The following is a 17,928-nucleotide window of genomic DNA, read 5'->3' as shown; positions in this document are numbered from 1 at the left end:
TTAATAGAAAACCTAAATCAATTGAAAAATAAAAGTACAATTATTGAGACTGCTAAACAAACAATTAAAGCCGAAAGTAAAGCAATTGCGAATTTAATAAATTTTTTAACGGAAGATTTTGAAAATGCAGTAAATTTTATTCAAGAGTCTAAAGGAAGAGTTATTATTACAGGTATTGGGAAAAGTGCTATTATTGCTCAAAAAATTGTGGCTACTTTTAACTCTACTGGAACACCTGCAATTTTTATGCACGCTGCAGATGCTATCCACGGAGATTTAGGAACTATTCAAAAAAATGATGTAGTAATATGTATCTCTAAAAGTGGAAATACCCCTGAAATTAAAGTTTTAGTACCATTAATTAAAAATTACGGGAACAAAATCATAGCCATTACTGGAAACATCAGTTCTTATTTAGGCACAAACTCCGACTTTGTTTTAAACTCATTTGTTGAAAAAGAAGCCTGTCCTAATAACCTCGCTCCTACAACAAGTACTACAGCCCAATTGGTAATTGGTGATGCGCTGGCAGTGTGCTTGTTAGAATTAAATAATTTTTCAAGTAAAGATTTTGCGAAATATCATCCAGGTGGAGCTTTGGGTAAAAAATTATATTTAAGAGTTCATGATTTAATTGATAAAAATGAACTCCCTCAAGTACAACCTTCAACTCCAATTAAAGATGTTATTATTGAAATTTCAAAAAAGCGTTTAGGTACTACAGCAGTTATAGAAAATAATAAAATTGTTGGTATCATCACCGATGGTGATTTAAGAAGAATGTTAAAAGACAATACAGATATTAGTAAATTAACAGCTTGTGATATTATGAGTAAAAGTCCTAAAACAATTCAAGTAGATGCCATGGCAATCGAAGCTTTAGAAACGATGGAATCAAATAATATTACACAAATATTAGTTGTGGATGATTTAAAATATGTAGGAGTTGTACATTTGCATGATTTATTAAAAGAAGGAATTTTTTAAAATGGCAAAAAAAGAAGAAAAAGACATGTCGTTTTTAGACCATGTTGAAGAGTTAAGATGGCATTTAGTACGTTCAACTTTTGCAGTAATGTTGGTTGCTATTATTGCTTTTTTAATGAAAGATTTTATTTTTAACAAAATTATCTTTGCACCTAAAAATGCTGATTTTTTCACCTACCAATTCTTTTGTAAGGTGTCTAAATTCTTTGGAACCGATGGTTTGTGTATTGATGATATTCCTTTTACGTTTCAAAGTTTAGCAATGGCTGAACAGTTTAGTGTGCATATATGGACTTCAATTACAGCAGGTTTTATTATTGCCTTTCCATTTATTATTTGGGAATTTTGGAAATTTATTAGCCCTGGTTTGTATGAAAAAGAACGTAAAGGAGCTAAAAGCTTTATCATTATTTCCTCCTTTTTATTTTTCATTGGAGTATTATTTGGATACTATGTAGTTACACCGCTTTCAGTGAACTTTTTAGGAAATTATTCCATCAGTGATATGGTAGAAAGAAACATAAAAATTGGTTCTTATATTGCTTTGGTAAGATCCTCAACACTAGCTTCTGGCTTAATTTTTGAATTGCCAATTATTATGTACTTTTTAACCAAAATGGGCTTGATTACTCCAGAATTTTTAAGAAAATATAGAAAACATGCCTTGGTATTAGTACTAATTTTAGCTGCGGTTATTACACCACCTGATATCATTAGTCAAATAATTGTAGCTATCCCTATTTTATTGTTGTATGAAGTAAGTATATATATCTCAAAAATAGTACTAAAACGCGAACGTAAAAGAGAACAAGAAAATGCCTAATCAAATAGAAGAATTCAATGCTTATCGTCAAAAAATGAACGATAAAATTTTATCTGATGATAATAAAGTTATCAAAAGAATATTTAATTTAGATACCAATGCCTACAAAAGTGGTCATTTAGACGTAAAAACAAAAGAATTACTAGGCTTGGTTGCATCCGCAGTACTTCGTTGTGATGACTGCATAAAATACCATCTAGAAACGGCTTTTAAACAAGGTGCTTCTAAAGAAGAAGTGATGGAAACACTCTCTATTGCTACTTTGGTAGGTGGAACCATTGTAATTCCACATTTAAGAAGGGCTTATGAGTTTTGGGAAGCATTAGAGTACAATCATACAAATCGCTAAAAAGTAAAACAACAATGATATTAAGAGCCGAAAATATTAAAAAAAAATATGGAAGCCGCTATGTAGTGAAAGGCATTTCATTAGAGGTTGAACAAGGACAAATAGTAGGATTACTAGGACCTAATGGAGCAGGTAAAACAACCTCCTTTTATATGATTGTTGGTATGATTAAACCCAATGAAGGAAGCATTTTTTTAAATGATAAAGAGATTACCGATTTTCCAATGCATAAAAGAGCACAACAAGGGGTTGGATATTTAGCACAAGAAGCCTCTGTTTTTAGAAAATTATCGGTAGAAGACAATATTATGTCTGTATTACAATTTACCGACCTTTCAAAAATTGAACAAAAGAAAAAATTAGAATCTCTAATTGAAGAATTTAGCTTAGGTCATGTACGTACCAATCGCGGTGATTTACTTTCAGGTGGTGAACGACGTAGAACAGAAATTGCTCGTGCCTTGGCTTCCGACCCAAAATTTATTTTATTAGATGAACCTTTTGCTGGTGTTGACCCCATTGCCGTAGAAGATATTCAAAGTATTGTAGCACACTTAAAAGATAGAAACATTGGTATTTTAATTACCGACCACAATGTTCAAGAAACTCTTGCCATTACAGATAAAACTTACTTAATGTTTGAAGGAGGTATTTTAAAAGAAGGAACCCCTCAAGAACTTGCTGAAGATGAAACTGTTAGACGTGTTTATTTAGGAAAAGACTTTGAACTTAAAAAGAAAAAGTTTTCATCATAAAATAATTCAACAGCTATGAATTATAAACCTATAATAGCTAGAGTTGTTAAGCAGTTAGAAAATTTCAATAACTGTGGCGAAGTTGCAGATTATATTTCTGAGCTTCGTTTGGTAGATCCTCATAAATTTGGAATTCATCTAACTACAATAAAAAATAAGCAATACAGTTTTGGAGATGCTCATGAAAAATTTTCTATCCAAAGTATTGCCAAGGTATTGTCTTTAGTTTTAGCTTTTAAATTAGAAAACAATCATTTATGGAAACGTGTTGGTGTTGAACCTTCAGGAACTTCCTTTAATTCATTGGCTCAATTAGAGTTAGATGGTGGTATTCCTAGAAATCCACTAATCAATTCAGGCGCTATTGTTATTTGTGATGTATTGATTTCTCATTTAAAAAATCCAAAAAAAGATTTTATTGAATTTGTACGAAAAGTTTCTGGAATTGAAACCATTGATTATTGTCCAAGAATTGCTGAATCTGAAAAATTAACAGGGTATCGAAATACTGCTTTGGTAAATTTAATGAAAGCCTATAACAATATCCATAATGATATTGATGAAATTATGGATTTTTATTTCAATTTATGTTCTATTGAAATGACGTGCCAAGAACTTTCTCAAACATTTTTATTTTTAGCAAATCATGGCATTTGCCCTGCTACTCAAGAAAAAATTATCTCCAAAAGTAAATCCAAAAGAATCAATGCTATTATGCAATCATGTGGATTTTATGATGAAGCTGGAGAATTTGCTTTTAAAGTAGGTTTACCAGGTAAAAGCGGTGTTGGTGGAGGCATTGTTGCCATTTATCCTCATAAATATAGCATTGCTGTATGGAGTCCAAAATTAAATAAAAAAGGAAATTCAACCAAAGGAGTTCAATTTTTAGAATTGTTTACTACCGAAACGCAAACTTCAATTTTCTAATTAGTAGCATCCTTAAAAAGTGCTGCCATAAATACGTATAATAAAATAACCATAGGGATGGCTACAAATTGAAAAAATACACACAATACTGCAGTAAAACCTACAAATACATACTTAACTTTATTAGATTTCCAAGTGTAATCTTTAAACTTTAAAGAAAATAACGGAATCTCAGCATTCATTAAAAAACTTAGTAAAAAGGTAAGTACTATTAAAAACCACTTATTTTCAATTAAATTTACAGCAAATTCTAAAGAACTATAGGTTAAAATTAATGGTAGCGACAATACAACTAAAGCTGCTGCTGGTGTTGGTAAACCTATAAAAGAAGTTGTTTGGCGTTCATCAATATTAAATTTTGCTAATCTGTAAGCTGCTGCCAATGTAATTAACAAACCTACATATGGCAAAAGTTCAACCTCTGAAGTTTTCCAAGATATAATTTCTGTATTAAAAATTTCTAAACTATTTTTAGTTTTTAATAGTTGAAACATCACAATACCTGGCACCACCCCACTCGTAACTACATCTGCTAATGAGTCTAATTGTTTTCCTAACTCGCCTTGAACTTTTAATAATCGTGCTGCAAATCCATCAAAAAAATCAAAAAATATTCCTAAAAACACAAAATAAGCAGCCAAAATTAACTCCCCTTCTACTGCAAAAATAGCAGCAATAGTTCCTGATAATAAATTAAGTAAGGTAAGAACATTGGGAAGGTGATTTTTATAGATCATAAAGTTAAATTTTCGTAAATTTAATAAACTATTTATTTAATAAGATTTAATTATATTTAAATTTTTAAAAACTTTTAAATGCCCATCATTAAATCGTCTTATACTCCTCCTTTTTATTTTAAAAACACCCATTTCAATACTATTTATAAAACCTTATTTATAAAAGGTCAAATTGCCTACCGTAGAGAACGAATACCAACACCTGACAATGATTTTTTAGACTTAGATTTTTCTACTGTAGGTTCCAAAACTTTGGTAATTGCCTTGCACGGTCTCGAAGGAAGCTCACAATCTAAATACATAGTTTCGGTAGTCAATTATTTAAATTCAAAAGCAATAGATTGTTTAGCCGTTAATTTTAGGGGTTGTAGCGGTGAAGATAATTTGAATTTATATTCTTATAACAGCGGAAAAACAGATGATGTAAACGCTATTATTCATCATGTATTAAACAAGTATTCTTATACAAATATTTTATTATTAGGCTATAGTATGGGAGGAAATATCACCTTAAAATACATGGGAGAAACTCATAATATTCCTTCCGAAATTAAAGGAGCTGTTGCTATTTCAACGCCTTGTAATTTGGAAGGTTCTTCTTTAGCCTTGTCAAAGTGGGAAAACAGGATTTATTTAAAGCGTTTTTTAAGAAGTTTAAAAAGTAAATCACTTCAAAAACTAAAAAAATTTCCTCACAATATTTTAAATAAAGAAGCGATATTGAAAGCTAATAATTTTATGGAATTTGATAATGCTGTTACTGCGCCAGTGTTTGGATTTAAAAATGCACAAGATTATTATGCGCAATCTAGTTCCATTCACTTTATTCCAACTATACAAAAGCCAACGCTTTTAATCAATGCTTTGGATGATACCTTTTTATCTGAAAATTGTTATCCATTTGCATTGGCGAACAAACACCCTTATTTAAGCTTAGAAACCCCAACTTATGGCGGACATGTTGGTTTCAACACTGCTCTTGGTAAAACTAAATTATATTGGAGTGAACATCGAATTTTTGAATTTATACAACATATTATTTCTTAAATTTAAAACATAACTTCTAAAGTTTTTTTACATTCGTAGCTTTATAATCATACTTATACTTTAAAAAAGTAAGTAGTAACATTTAAATTCATTCACTAACAAGCAATAGACTCTCTTAACTAATTATAATGAAAAAATATGTATTTATTTTTAGCCTCCTGTGTTGTTTTATCATAAACAGTACTGCCCAAAATAAACTTTCAGACAAAGCAACAGTAAGTGTGGTAACGTGTGGGCCTGGTTCAGAGCTATTTACAGCATTTGGTCATAGTGCATTTAGAGTTTATGACCCTTTAATTGGTTTTGATAAAATATACAATTATGGTACGTTCGATTTTAATGCGCCTAATTTTTATTTAAATTTTGCCAAAGGAAAATTAACCTACTTTTTATCAACCACTCGTTTTAATTACTTTTTACAAGTATATCGATACGAAAATAGGTGGGTAAAAACACAAGAACTCAATTTAACACCAAACGAAGTACAAGCTGTTTTTAATTTTTTGGAACAAAACGCTAAACCTGAAAATAGAGACTATCAGTACGACTTTTTTTATGATAATTGCTCCACTAAAATTGAAGAAGTACTTACCACTGTTTTAAAGGATAAAATTGTTTTTAGCAACCAACATATCACTACACAAAAATCGCATAGAGATTTGATTGCAGATTACACCAAAGCAAATTACAAATGGGGTAAATTTGGAATAGATTTGGCATTAGGGTCAGTTATTGATGATAAAGCAACCAAAGATGATTATAAATTTTTACCAGATTATATTTTTCAAGCTTTTAACAACGCGAGCATCCAAAAAAATGACCATCAAGAACCTTTAGTAAAAAAAACTACTACTATTTTAAATGAAAACAACTCTAAAAAAGAAACATTGTTCTTTCAACCTTTGATTGTTTTTATATTGTTAAGCATCGGTATTCTTTTTATCACTTTCAAAAACTATAAAAACCAATCCCGTACTAAGTACTTAGATTTTTTACTTTTTTTTAGTACTGGAATTATTGGAATAGTTGTTTTATTACTATGGTTTGCTACTAGCCATACAGCTACCTATAAAAATTTAAATTTTTTATGGGCTTTTGCACCTAATAGTATTATTGCTTTTTATTTTTTAAAATCAAAAATACCTACGTGGTTACAGTTTTACATCTTGTTTTTACTACTTTTATTACTGGGTATGGGTATCACTTGGATATTAAAAATTCAAATCTTTAATAGTGCTTTGTTACCATTTATACTAGCATTAGCCGTTAGATATAGTTATTTAAGTTATCGTTTGAACTAACAAGTATTATTTATTTGTGAGGGTGAACGTAAATAATAACGTGTTAATTTTCATATATTGTTTGGAGGTACTATTTGGTAAACTGCTTCATTTTGTTTGCAATAACGGTTTGATACGTCTTTGCAAGAAGTTAAAAACAACGAAGCAAACTTTTGCGATTGCTTCACTGTAAAGTTTTAAAAAGAGCAGAGTAAACGCATCGTAAAACGCTAAAAATTAGACACAAACAATTTTAAGTCCCTCTAAAAAATAACACCGTACTAATGGTTTTTATCACTATTTTAAAATCTAACAATAAATTACGTTCTTTTATATAGTACAAATCGTACATTAATTTTTTTTGCTGATCATCTACAGAACTCGCATATGGGTGCATTACTTGAGCCCATCCTGTTAAACCTGGTTTAATCACATGTCTAATGGAATAAAACGGAATTTCGTTTTCTAGTTGTGTTACAAATTCTGGTCGTTCAGGTCGAGGTCCTATCAAACTCATTTCTCCTTTAAATACATTGATAAACTGAGGAACTTCATCCAATCGTGTTTTTCGCAATAAACGACCAAAACGAGTCACTCTAACATCATTTTTTTGTGCCCATTCAGCACCATTTTTTTCTGCATCAACCACCATAGACCTGAATTTAATAATCTTAAATTCTCTACCTCTTTTTCCAACTCTAGTTTGTTTATACAATAAACTTCCTCTATTTGCTATCAAATTTCCCAAAGCTACTAAAGGTGTTAGGGCTATAAAAAAAACAATCCCCACCAAGGCACATACTACATCTAACATACGTCTAAATGCTAAATACAAGTTATTTTGATGACTTTTACTAAAGGTAAAATAATTATAAAAATTAGGATTTAGTTGATTTTCTGAAACTCTCAATGTTTCTTCTTCTAAAAAGCTATCAAAATTTTTAATACTCATTCCTTTTTCAAACAAATCAATTAACTGTTTATTGATCGCTCCTTTAATAAAATTTAAGTTATTAGCAGATACCAAAATTTCATTGATATTTTTGGTGAGTACTAATTTTTCAATTTTGGTAGTTGTACTAGAAATAAACAACGCTTCACCTAAACTATCTATTGGGTGTTCAGAAATATAGGCAACTGTTTTAATTGCTTCATTATCAGTTATTGAATTTACCAATTTTTCTATTTCATCTCGATTGCCAATTAGTAAAATATTCTTTAAAAATCTAGGAGAAAATATAAATTGTATGTATAAAAACCTATTCAGTAAAATAGCGAACAATAAGGTAAGTGTAAAATAGACTATCTGTATCCTATTTTGAGGAAGTTCAGGAGAAATAATTGGGGTAAATACATAAAACAATACGGTAAATACTACAGTAATTAAAGTACTTCTAAGTGTTAAATATTGGTCGCTGGCCACTTTTAAATCGTACATTTCAAAAATTTCACCAAAAAACCAAACGTACACCGCTAACAAAAAAATCCAAGAGATATTTTTTGAACTAGCAATGTTAAAATATTGAAAGTTGAAATAGTAACTTACAACTAACAATCCTGTTAACGCAAAAATAACATCAAAAAAACGCAAGTATAGTTTACGTTCAGAAATACTGAAATGTAAGGTATCTTGGGGCATGTTAGCTTGTTAATTTTTAACAAAAATAACTACTTAGATCTAAATAGCGCTATTATTTTAACATTTTATTCATAAATAGCCTTGTAAAGTAAAAGGCAGATTGTATCAAATTTAGCTTTTCCAATGTTCTATATACTTTCCAATTATAAGTTAACAATTTTAATTTATTACTAGAAAGAGACGACTTTCTTTTGGTATAATACGCCAATGGCTGTTCAATACCTCTTGCAATGTTATTGTTTTTGGTAATTTTCAACCATAAAGCCCAATCTTGACGCTTTTTTAATAATGGAAAATATACTTTACCTATGTGTGGTACGCTATACATGACTGTTAAACAGCCTAAAAAATTATTCTTTAGCAAGTCATTATAACTCACTTGTTGTTTTGCCTTCAATACTTTTATGCGATCTCCAAATTCATTTACAACAACGTAAGAAGTAAATGACAACGCACAATGATGTTGTTGCATAAAACGAACTTGAATGGTTAACTTCTCTGGATGCCAACGATCATCACTGTCTAAAAAAGCAATAAACGTACCTTTAGCAATGTCAAGTGCTTTATTTCTAGCAACAGCTGTACCAGAGTTTTTAGATAGTTTAATTAATGTTATTCTTATATCCTTAGTTATCAATTTTTCAATACTAGCTATAGAGTCATCCGTTGAAGCATCATCCACTATAATCAACTCCCAGTACGGATAACTTTGAGCTAAAACACTTTCAATACTAGCTTTTATAAAAGCTGCTGCATTGTAGTTAGGCATAATAATACTTACCAGTGCTTCTTTCATTTCTTAAATTGTAGATATAAAACCTTTTAATTTACCATTTTCAGCGATAATGGTTTGCGCTGTTTTAATGGTTATTTCAATATCATTTTTAAAGTAGTTGCCAATTTCACTTTTTAAAATACTTAACTCATCAGCTGATAACGTTTGTTCAATTAAAAAGATTAACGCTCCTTTTTTTATTTGATGTACTTGATAGGTTAACAATAGTTGATGAGTTTTCGCTAAGTTTTTAAAAATATAATAAAAATACAAGCTTGGGTAGGTTTCTTTTTTTCCATACACCAGCTCACCCACTCTCCCTGTAACTTCCTCAATGATACGATGTTGCATTCCGCAAGTACATTTTTTACTTTTTGGAGCTAGTTTGATATAATCACCTAGTCGATACCTGATTATTGGAAATGATTGCATTTGTAAATTGGTAACCACTATTTCATGATTCCATTCTTCAACAATCACTCCTTCCATGTTGATATGCATATTTCCATTTGGACATTCAAAAGCAATAATCCCCGTTTCTGCTGCACCATATTCACTAATCATTTTAACTCCAAACGCTTGTTCAATTTCATTTTGATAGGTGCCATAAATCTTTTCAGAAGTTCCCTTTACCATTTTTAATAAACCAGGTTTTTCTATCTGTTGGGTATTAATGTATTTAGCCAATTCATAAATTAAAGAGGAATACCCATGTAAAAAATGTGCTTTTTTTAATTTTTTAGCAAACCTTTGAAGTGCCTGTTGTTGAAGTTTAAATAAACGAAACCTATTTTGTAAAACATCTAAAAACTTGGTTTTTAATTGTGAGAACATTGAAAAATTGTATCCCCAAAAATAGCCATTACGTTCCCAAGGTTGAACTTGATACCAAGTATATCCTCTAAAAATTGCTGCTCTATTAAAGGAATCTGCTTGCTCTTCTCTTTTAAAGTTTAAAGTACTTCCTGTAGTTCCAGAAGTAGTTGCCTTCACATATTTTTTTAATTTTTGTTGGCTATGCAGCTCTTTATTATAAGTTATCAATTCTTCTTTGGTGATGATTGGAATTTTATTCAAATCAGCCAAACTCGTAATCATAGAAGGAGTTATTCCTAAACTTTCCAACTTATTTTTATAATAAGGAGTATGATTGAACGCATTATTCACCAATTTTTTTAATTGTTGCAGTTGATAAGCTTCCAATTCTTTTAGGCTCCATTTTTCAGTAATCTTTAAAAACTGTAACTGTTGGTTTAACGAAGGATTTCGCAGTTTTTGCCCTAATTTAAAAATGATTTTATACCACATCAACTTAAAATTTTCTTCCACGATTGTTTTACGGTTTCCAAATCAAATTTTGAAATCATTGCTCTTGCATTTATCGTTAATTGTTGTCCTACACTTTCATGATTTAAAAGATACAAAATTTTAGCTACCATCTGCTCAACATTTTTTGATTCCACTAAAAGCCCTGTTTCTTCATGTGCTATTAAATAAGGAATTCCCCCTACATTAGTTGAAACTACTGGTAAGCCTAATGCCATAGCTTCAATGACACTTACAGGAGTGTTATCTATCGTTGTGGTATTGATAAAAATATCAAAATTTTTAGCTTTTTGTAACCATTCTTCTTTAGTTAAATAGCCTGTAAATTCAATGTTATTGGTTAATTTTTTTAGTCTTACCAAAGCTTTTGCCTGTTGCAAAGAGCCATCTTTATCTGGACCTACCATACAAAGTTGTGCCTTTGGATACGTTTTTTTTAAGGCTTCCAATACGGCTATCGCCATGAAAGGATTGTATATTTGATCAAACGCACGTACCCATAGTAATTTAGGGGCTAATTGCTTTCTTTTTTTAAATGAATAATACTGTAAATCAATTCCATTGGCAATAAATTCAGTCTTAAAATTATAGGATAAAAACACCTCTTTTAGATACTTAGATGGAGCTATATTTATAGTAGCATTTGAAAATATTAACCGACTTAATCGTGGATGCTCTTGGAGTCTTTTAGGCAAGTTTCCTCCATGTAAAATTGGAATATAACTTATATAAAATAACCTAGCCAATTGAGATACAATTAAAGCATAATAAAAATTAAGTGTACTGTAGGTGTCAATTAAAACTATGGAAGCTTTTCGATGTTTTAACAGTCCCCAACACATATGCAACAATCGGAAAATTTTGCTTTTTTTATCCGAGTAGCTAACTACTTCCATCCCTAACTCTTTTAATACAAGACTTAATTGATTAGAAGTGGTTGGGTTCCCTCCTTTTAAATGATTTCCTATGTAAAGAACTTTTTTCATTCGGTACTGGCAACTTTAGGAATTTCCAACTCTTTAAAAGTAATTTTTGCAACACTTAGTCCATAAATAAAAGCAGGAAAAGCAATACGCATTGCTGAATGGTTAATGGTTAAAAACCAAAATAATAAAAATGCTCCTAAAAAACCTCTTGCTAAAAAAGGTTGTTTTAATATATGCCTTGTTGGAATCGCTAATAAAATAATCAATATCAAAACCCCTACCATTCCGTGTTCAGAAATCAATCTACCAATTTCATTGTGTGAGGCTGCCAACTTATCCAATTTGTCTAACCTATAAAATTTGCTACCTCCAACACCTAATCCAAAATAAGGATTATCAAAAAACCCCTCTAATTCAGCTTTTAAAATATCTAACCTCCCTGTAGTAAAATCATTTTTAGCAATCCCAGCAGCATTTTTATTTGTGTACCTATTAATAATCATGCCATCTGTAATGTTAGCTGTATAAATCATTAAAAAAATTCCAAATAAAAATGTTAAGCCCAAATATTTGAAAAGGTTTTTTAATTGATTTTTTGTAACCAAAACATAGTAAAAAATAAAAACACTAAGCGCTATTAAGGCAGTCAACATACCTCCCCTTGAGAAAGTCAATACCCCACGATACGTAATATAAACTAAAAAGAAAAAATCTACTCCAAAAAAAGAGAAAATACGCCTTTTAAAAACCAAATGTATTGCAAAAACAAATACTCCTAAACCTAAAATAGTTGCTACTTGATTGGGTCCAAATCCACCTGAAGCTGCAAAATTAGCTTCACCTCCAAAACGAATATTTTCAATATCAGGGGTTTTAAAATACAACAAACTTAACATCGAAATAATAGGCAAGCCCATCACAAACAACAGGTTTAAAAGTGCTGTTAACGAGATAGGACGCTTGTAAAAATAAATAGCGCTTAACCCCAATAAAACAGGACCACTCAAATTAAAGGCAATCGCCTTTCTAATAGATTCATCAAAAGGAATATCTATAAAAGCTATACCTATTAATAGTAATAAGATATAAATTAAATAACCAACAGATATATGATGCCTTCGTTTTTCCACCCATAAGCCAACTCCTAAAAATAACAATACCGAATATTTAGGCAATTCATGAAAAACCATCCCTCCAGACATCCTAAACAACACTTCAGCACCAATCATATAAGCACTCCAAAATATGGCTTGGTTTTCATCATTTTTAGCACGTATAATAAACAGCACCCCAAATACAACTATCAATGCAGAGTATATTTTAGTAATCATCCCTGACAGTAACAACACTCCTAATACCAAATGGAAAGAAGCTAGCAAAAAACGCGTATTTAAAATGTTAACTTTCATCTTTGTAGATTTCTACTAGTTTATTCATATAAACCTCTTGGCTATAATTTTGTTGAATTCGTTGCTGTAAAGCCACTCCCCATGCATCTCTTTTATGGGCATTCTCAATTAAAAATTGCAGTGCATTAGCTAATTCATTGCTATTTTCTGCTGGAACTACCAACCCACATTGCTGATGTTTAACTACAGAGCTACATTCCCCTACATTAGTCACCACCACTGGTAATTTTTCCAAACCATATTCTAATAAAGCTACTGGCAATCCTTCAGATTTAGAAGCCAATACGCCTATAGCAGCTTGTTGCAATACCTCAGCGACATTTTTAATACTTCCATACAAAAATACATGGTTATTTAAGTCATTAGCCACTATAAAAGAATTAATTTGAGAAGCATAGGTATCTTTAAAATCCATCCCCACCAAATGCAAACTCCAGTTTGGATGACATTGTTTAATTTTTGTAAAAGCTTCAAGTAAATTTAAATGATCTTTTTGTGGCCTTAAATTCGCCAAACAGACGATACGTTTTCCTGTGATGCCTTTTAAAAAAATGATGTCATTAGATGTTTTTGTTAACACTGCAAAATTAGAAAGATAGGTTACTTGAGGAGCTTTTAAATTTAAACGCGCCCAATCAGCTAATTTTTTATTGACTGAAAGAATTGCTTTAAATCTTCTTGAAATTAGTTTTAATGGAAAAATACTTCTATTAGATACCTGTTCACTATTACCATAATGATCGTGCCAAATAAGCCGAACGTTTGGACAAAAAAGCGTGACCAAATACGCCATAAAGTAAGAAGATGAATGCGCATGAATCAAATTTATTTGATGCTTTTTTACATACGTTATCAATTTTTTAAGTGCAACAATGTCTAAGGCATATTTTTTGTTTAAAAACACATAAGAAACATTGGGCGCTATTTTTTCTTTTAAATCTCCTTCTTTTCGGGTAACTCCTATGTGTGACACCACACTCAACTCCGCCAAACCATTGGCGATGTTTACAGCCATCATTTCTGCCCCACCTGCCTGTAAGGAATCTATAAGTTGTATGACGTTTAGTTGTTTGATAATACTATAATTTTTAATGTCATTGCGAGCACAGCGAAGCAATTCCCCACGTCATTGCGAGCACAGCGAAGCAATCCCCCAGTCATTGCGAACGAAATGAAGCAATCCCCCCCAGTCATTGCGAGCAACGCGAAGCAATCCCTCACGTCATTGCGAGCACAGCGAAGCAATCCCCTGTTCAAATTTTTCCAACGTAAAGTTTCGTGACCACTCTAACGCATTTTTTGAATGCATCTTATACATTTCAATAGTTGTTAAATATCTTTTAATTACAATACAAATTTCATTCACATTTGGAACTACTATAGTTCCTCTACTTCCTTCACCTAACATATATGGGATGCAAGATACGTTACTTGTAATAGGTACGCAACCCCAAAACATGGCTTCTGCAACCACTTTAGGCCACCCTTCTGATTTAGATATAAACACCAAAAAATGCGCTTTTTGGTAGGCTTTTTTTACCATATCTTTAGCTGTATTTCCATGTAAAATTACTTCTTGTTGCAATTGCTTAGTAGCTATATAGTTTTCAAGCTTTGTACGTTCTTCTCCATCGCCATAAATATCTAATTGTACTGCATATCCCATGGCCATTAATTGTTCTGCCACTTGAACACTTACTAAGGGTTGTTTTCCTATTGTTAAACCACCTACATAAATTAAGTAGAGCTTTTGAGTATCAGATTTTTCTTCAACTATTGAGTAATCTAACTTGCCAAAATTGCGAGGAGTGTGCAACAAAGCAATCTCTTTATTCTTTAAAAGAGTTTTAGATGCTATTTCCTCCAACTCCGTTTCCGAATAACTTGCTGTAAAAAATGGAACAATATTTTTAGGTTGGTTTGGCCATTCTCCATAAACCAATACCTTGCAATTTCTGGTTAAAAATGAATTAGACAGTAGCCATTTTTGAATTCTATAACTTAGGGGTTGTTTACTTTTAGGATCCCAATTTCCAGCATACTTTATCGTTTTAGGTTTGGTTGGAAAAACAATTTGAACCAAACAGCCTAACAACCCTACGTTTCCAGGACAACGCAAATGAATATGATCTGCCCAATACATGGCTTTAAAAATTTGATAACATATCAAAGGTAGTTTAAACAAAGTCTTTAGGCTGTTTTTAAATGAAGTGATATTAAATGAAGGAATAGGATTTAATTGAATAGCCTCCATTTTCTTAAACGCATAAGCACTCTCAATAGTACTCACCTTTTTAGATGAAATTGGTGCTACAATATTAACTGCGTCCACATATTTTAGCCATAAGTTCATTTCACGTACATAAGGCTCATAAGCAAAAATACCTTGCTTCGTTAATTTATGTACAGCATGTGTTATAATGACGAATTTCAATGTATTGCGTTGTAAAAATTAATATTCTCTTGTAAACTATTCTCTAAATTAAATTTTTGGTGTACAGCATCAAAAGCGTTTTGAGCCATTGCAGCAGCTTGCTTTTTTTCTGTTAATATAAAAATTATTTTCTCAGCAATATCACTTGGTTTAAATGGATCACATGCCAATCCGTCTTTTTGATCTCTTATAATTTCTTTAAATGGTGGAATATCACTAAAAACTATTGCTTTCTTTGTTGCCATAGCCTCAATAACAGTCAACCCAAAAGATTCCATATGTGAAGGATATACGCAAACTTCTGATTGAGCAATTAATGTTGGTATCTGTTCATAAGATACCGTTCCGTAAAATGTAACATCTTGCAAATACATTTTAGGTATTCTTTTTTTTATATAGGAAGTGTACGATGGTATTTCTTCACTTTTCCAATCTCTTCCAACCAAGTGTAAAGTAGCGTTTGGTATGTTGTTTTTTACCAATAAAAAAGCTTCAATCAATTGTTTTACTCCCTTTTTTTCACAAATTGTACCAATAAATAAAATAGCATTGGGTTGTATTTCTACATCGCATTTTTTATTGAAATGCGACACATCAATAAAATTATAAATGGTTGTATATGGTTTTTTAAATTGAAGCAAGTGTTGGGTTGTTTCTCCAACAAAATTACTTACAGCTATCAATGCATCGGCTTTTTTAAAAGAAACTCTTTCTTGAAATGAACGCCATAATGCAGGCTTCTTGTTTAAAGTAACCGCAAAAAAATGATGTCCTCCATGCATTCGAATTACTTTTTTATACCAGGTTTTTTTGGGTAAAAAAGCAAATGATAACTCCGATCCTTCAACAATGTTAATGGGAGTTTGTTTGTGAATTTCTTTTATTTTTTTTCGAATACGAAAAGAATTAAAAATAAATTTTCCTAAAGATGCTTTAGATTGTGGAATTCTATATACTTGAACTCCTTTATCATTTATAAAACTTTCTTTAGAAGCAGTCATGCTAATTCCTATTACAGAAACTTTAATTTGTTGCTGTACTAAATTTCGGGCAATATTTTGAACAAAAGTTCCTATACCACCATGTGCAACTTGTTGAGTTGGATATTCATTTGTTAAATAAACTATGTGCACGATATTAATTTTTTAGCAATACGAGTTGAAGCTGTTTTTTGATGTTCTGCAATTAGGTTTAACCAAGCCTTCTGCTCTAATTTAGGGCTTTCAAAAACACAATTTAACACTTTTTTTATTTCTTTTTTGGCATCTAACCATAAAACAGGATTTAAACCTTGCATACTTCTAAAATGTTGAAATTGATAAATGGTTTCAATATTCCATTCTTTTGATACAATCGAATTATAATTTAAATAAATAGCAGGTTTCCCAAACATAGCAAAATCATGCGCCATCGTAGATCCAACATTTACTACGGCATCTGCATAATAAACCGTACTTACTAATAATTCAACATCCTTAAATGTTGGATAAATAATTTGCCAATTTGTACGGTTATTTGCATCAAAATTCCATAAAGGTGCTATTTCTTTTATGATAGATGGATACTTTAAAACTACTTCTTTAAACCTTCCAGACACATCTACAGGGGCTCTTCTTAATACAATTTGATACGGTAAATTTTCCTTTTCTATAGCGGAGGCTAAATCATTTAAATATACTGGATCAAAAGGTGAAGTACGCACATCATCTCCCGAAAAACATAGTATCTTTTTTGAAAAATCTAACGCATATTTTTCATAAAAATATTTTTTAGGAAGTATGAATTTTTTATTAAAATAAAATTCAAATTGCGGTGTTCCAGTAATCGTAATGGCTTTTGTATCAATTTCAGGATAATATAACTGCAGTTCTTTTTTCATATAGGTAGACCACACCACATAGCTATCCGTTTTTACCGTTAATCGTGCCTTAGGTAAATTATCCCAAGAAAAAATTGCCCCAACTGTTTCAATCCCTAATTGATGGGCAGCTAAAATTAATGGCAATGCATTCATTGCTCGTTGATGTGTAGAAAAAATAACATCTGGTTGTATTTGTTTTAAAAGTTCTTTTTGTAGCGTAGTACTTTTATGCAACACCAATTGCAATTGTATTTTTTCTAATGATACCACCCAAGAATATTTATTTGAAACTAATTTACCTAAAAACTGGACCAGTTTGTAAAACATTTTTTTTGCAATACTTTTGGTATTAGGTTTCCATGCATTTAATAGAGTAGCATTATTTACCAACTTTTTATAATACACCAATCTAGCATAACAAACGGTTTCACGTAAAAATTTTTGGAACGCTGTTTCCTTATAATTTGGTAATTTATAAACTTCAAAGGGTTGCTTATGAACTTTTTTAATTTCTGCAATGGCTTTGGAAGAAATATTATGCAACAAAACAATTTCACACTTATTTTTAAACAAGTGCTTCATTAAATTGGAATACAAATAATTTCGAATCCCAGTTCCGTCAGGAATTACTATGCAAACTTTTTTCATTG

Annotated in this window: 17 protein-coding genes; 7 read left to right on the top strand and 10 right to left on the bottom strand. The window is 30.9% G+C overall.

Annotated features, from left to right (window positions below):
* Nucleotides 1-21 precede the first annotated feature (21 nt).
* The 5 genes from ACFQZW_RS08645 to ACFQZW_RS08625 are packed head-to-tail and all read left to right on the top strand — an operon-like array spanning nt 22 to nt 3,844.
* A complete protein-coding gene (locus tag ACFQZW_RS08645; protein ID WP_372801533.1) occupies nt 22-987 on the top strand; it encodes a KpsF/GutQ family sugar-phosphate isomerase in 966 nt (321 codons plus the stop codon).
* A 1-nt stretch (nt 988) separates the two neighbouring features.
* Entirely contained in the window at nt 989-1,810 is an 822-nt protein-coding gene (gene tatC, locus ACFQZW_RS08640; RefSeq protein WP_298262473.1) for a twin-arginine translocase subunit TatC, read from the top strand.
* Nucleotides 1,803-2,159 (top strand): carboxymuconolactone decarboxylase family protein, encoded by a 357-nt coding sequence (locus tag ACFQZW_RS08635; RefSeq protein ID WP_298262472.1) that lies wholly within the window; start codon nt 1,803-1,805, stop codon nt 2,157-2,159. The genes tatC and ACFQZW_RS08635 overlap by 8 nt, the downstream gene beginning before the upstream one ends.
* A 14-nt stretch (nt 2,160-2,173) precedes the next feature.
* Nucleotides 2,174-2,914, top strand: coding sequence for an LPS export ABC transporter ATP-binding protein (gene lptB / locus ACFQZW_RS08630; protein WP_298262471.1), 741 nt, complete (start codon nt 2,174-2,176; stop codon nt 2,912-2,914).
* A gap of 15 nt (nt 2,915-2,929) precedes the next feature.
* On the top strand, nt 2,930-3,844 hold the full coding sequence (locus tag ACFQZW_RS08625; RefSeq protein WP_386782420.1) for a glutaminase: 915 nt from the start codon (nt 2,930-2,932) through the stop codon (nt 3,842-3,844).
* Here ACFQZW_RS08625 and ACFQZW_RS08620 read toward each other — a convergent pair.
* Complete coding sequence (locus tag ACFQZW_RS08620; RefSeq protein WP_386782418.1) at nt 3,841-4,581, bottom strand: CDP-alcohol phosphatidyltransferase family protein; 741 nt, start codon at nt 4,579-4,581, stop codon at nt 3,841-3,843. The two genes, ACFQZW_RS08625 and ACFQZW_RS08620, sit on opposite strands and share 4 nt — an antisense overlap.
* A gap of 78 nt (nt 4,582-4,659) precedes the next feature.
* Between ACFQZW_RS08620 and ACFQZW_RS08615 the strand changes: the two genes are divergently transcribed.
* The gene (locus tag ACFQZW_RS08615; RefSeq protein ID WP_386782416.1) at nt 4,660-5,628 is read left to right on the top strand and encodes a YheT family hydrolase; all 969 of its coding nucleotides are present in this window, start codon (nt 4,660-4,662) and stop codon (nt 5,626-5,628) included.
* 128 nt (nt 5,629-5,756) lie between these two features.
* The gene (locus tag ACFQZW_RS08610) at nt 5,757-6,929 is read left to right on the top strand and encodes a lipoprotein N-acyltransferase Lnb domain-containing protein (protein ID WP_386782414.1); all 1,173 of its coding nucleotides are present in this window, start codon (nt 5,757-5,759) and stop codon (nt 6,927-6,929) included.
* A 232-nt stretch (nt 6,930-7,161) separates the two neighbouring features.
* Here the strand turns inward: ACFQZW_RS08610 and ACFQZW_RS08605 are convergent, their stop codons facing one another.
* The 9 genes from ACFQZW_RS08605 to ACFQZW_RS08565 form a co-directional block, all read right to left on the bottom strand.
* Nucleotides 7,162-8,547 (bottom strand): sugar transferase, encoded by a 1,386-nt coding sequence (locus tag ACFQZW_RS08605; protein ID WP_386782409.1) that lies wholly within the window; start codon nt 8,545-8,547, stop codon nt 7,162-7,164.
* Nucleotides 8,548-8,599: 52 nt separating this feature from the next.
* Complete coding sequence (locus ACFQZW_RS08600) at nt 8,600-9,343, bottom strand: glycosyltransferase family 2 protein (protein ID WP_386782407.1); 744 nt, start codon at nt 9,341-9,343, stop codon at nt 8,600-8,602.
* A gap of 3 nt (nt 9,344-9,346) precedes the next feature.
* Nucleotides 9,347-10,630, bottom strand: a complete 1,284-nt coding sequence (locus tag ACFQZW_RS08595; protein ID WP_386782405.1) for a phenylacetate--CoA ligase family protein — start codon at nt 10,628-10,630, stop codon at nt 9,347-9,349.
* Nucleotides 10,630-11,634, bottom strand: a complete 1,005-nt coding sequence (locus tag ACFQZW_RS08590) for a glycosyltransferase family 4 protein (protein ID WP_386782403.1) — start codon at nt 11,632-11,634, stop codon at nt 10,630-10,632. Before ACFQZW_RS08590 ends, ACFQZW_RS08595 begins: the two co-directional genes overlap by 1 nt.
* Nucleotides 11,631-12,983, bottom strand: a complete 1,353-nt coding sequence (locus ACFQZW_RS08585; protein ID WP_386782401.1) for an O-antigen ligase family protein — start codon at nt 12,981-12,983, stop codon at nt 11,631-11,633. The genes ACFQZW_RS08590 and ACFQZW_RS08585 overlap by 4 nt, the downstream gene beginning before the upstream one ends.
* Nucleotides 12,973-14,100 (bottom strand): glycosyltransferase, encoded by a 1,128-nt coding sequence (locus ACFQZW_RS08580; protein WP_386782399.1) that lies wholly within the window; start codon nt 14,098-14,100, stop codon nt 12,973-12,975. The genes ACFQZW_RS08585 and ACFQZW_RS08580 overlap by 11 nt, the downstream gene beginning before the upstream one ends.
* 105 nt (nt 14,101-14,205) lie before the next feature.
* Nucleotides 14,206-15,417, bottom strand: a complete 1,212-nt coding sequence (locus tag ACFQZW_RS08575) for a glycosyltransferase (protein ID WP_386782397.1) — start codon at nt 15,415-15,417, stop codon at nt 14,206-14,208.
* Nucleotides 15,414-16,550 carry a glycosyltransferase family 4 protein gene (locus ACFQZW_RS08570; protein WP_298262459.1) on the bottom strand — a complete coding sequence of 379 codons (1,137 nt, stop codon included), beginning with the start codon at nt 16,548-16,550 and terminating at the stop codon, nt 15,414-15,416. Before ACFQZW_RS08570 ends, ACFQZW_RS08575 begins: the two co-directional genes overlap by 4 nt.
* Complete coding sequence (locus ACFQZW_RS08565; protein ID WP_386782395.1) at nt 16,541-17,926, bottom strand: hypothetical protein; 1,386 nt, start codon at nt 17,924-17,926, stop codon at nt 16,541-16,543. The genes ACFQZW_RS08570 and ACFQZW_RS08565 overlap by 10 nt, the downstream gene beginning before the upstream one ends.
* Nucleotides 17,927-17,928 lie beyond the last annotated feature (2 nt).

Origin of the sequence: Lutibacter aestuarii, from assembly GCF_042676885.1 — a bacterium.
In the GTDB taxonomy this organism is placed as follows: domain Bacteria; phylum Bacteroidota; class Bacteroidia; order Flavobacteriales; family Flavobacteriaceae; genus Lutibacter; species Lutibacter aestuarii.
Note: the sequence above shows the minus strand (reverse complement) of the source record. Positions and strands in the feature narration are given on the sequence as shown.

Coding starts and splice junctions, on each gene's coding strand:
- tatC (WP_298262473.1), top strand. CDS start 989: ATGGCAAAAAAAGAAGAAAAAGACATGTCGTTTTTAGACCATGTTGAA.
- ACFQZW_RS08635 (WP_298262472.1), top strand. CDS start 1,803: ATGCCTAATCAAATAGAAGAATTCAATGCTTATCGTCAAAAAATGAAC.
- lptB (WP_298262471.1), top strand. CDS start 2,174: ATGATATTAAGAGCCGAAAATATTAAAAAAAAATATGGAAGCCGCTAT.
- ACFQZW_RS08625 (WP_386782420.1), top strand. CDS start 2,930: ATGAATTATAAACCTATAATAGCTAGAGTTGTTAAGCAGTTAGAAAAT.
- ACFQZW_RS08620 (WP_386782418.1), bottom strand. CDS start 4,581: ATGATCTATAAAAATCACCTTCCCAATGTTCTTACCTTACTTAATTTA.
- ACFQZW_RS08615 (WP_386782416.1), top strand. CDS start 4,660: ATGCCCATCATTAAATCGTCTTATACTCCTCCTTTTTATTTTAAAAAC.
- ACFQZW_RS08610 (WP_386782414.1), top strand. CDS start 5,757: ATGAAAAAATATGTATTTATTTTTAGCCTCCTGTGTTGTTTTATCATA.
- ACFQZW_RS08605 (WP_386782409.1), bottom strand. CDS start 8,547: ATGCCCCAAGATACCTTACATTTCAGTATTTCTGAACGTAAACTATAC.
- ACFQZW_RS08600 (WP_386782407.1), bottom strand. CDS start 9,343: ATGAAAGAAGCACTGGTAAGTATTATTATGCCTAACTACAATGCAGCA.
- ACFQZW_RS08595 (WP_386782405.1), bottom strand. CDS start 10,630: ATGTGGTATAAAATCATTTTTAAATTAGGGCAAAAACTGCGAAATCCT.
- ACFQZW_RS08590 (WP_386782403.1), bottom strand. CDS start 11,634: ATGAAAAAAGTTCTTTACATAGGAAATCATTTAAAAGGAGGGAACCCA.
- ACFQZW_RS08585 (WP_386782401.1), bottom strand. CDS start 12,983: ATGAAAGTTAACATTTTAAATACGCGTTTTTTGCTAGCTTCTTTCCAT.
- ACFQZW_RS08565 (WP_386782395.1), bottom strand. CDS start 17,926: ATGAAAAAAGTTTGCATAGTAATTCCTGACGGAACTGGGATTCGAAAT.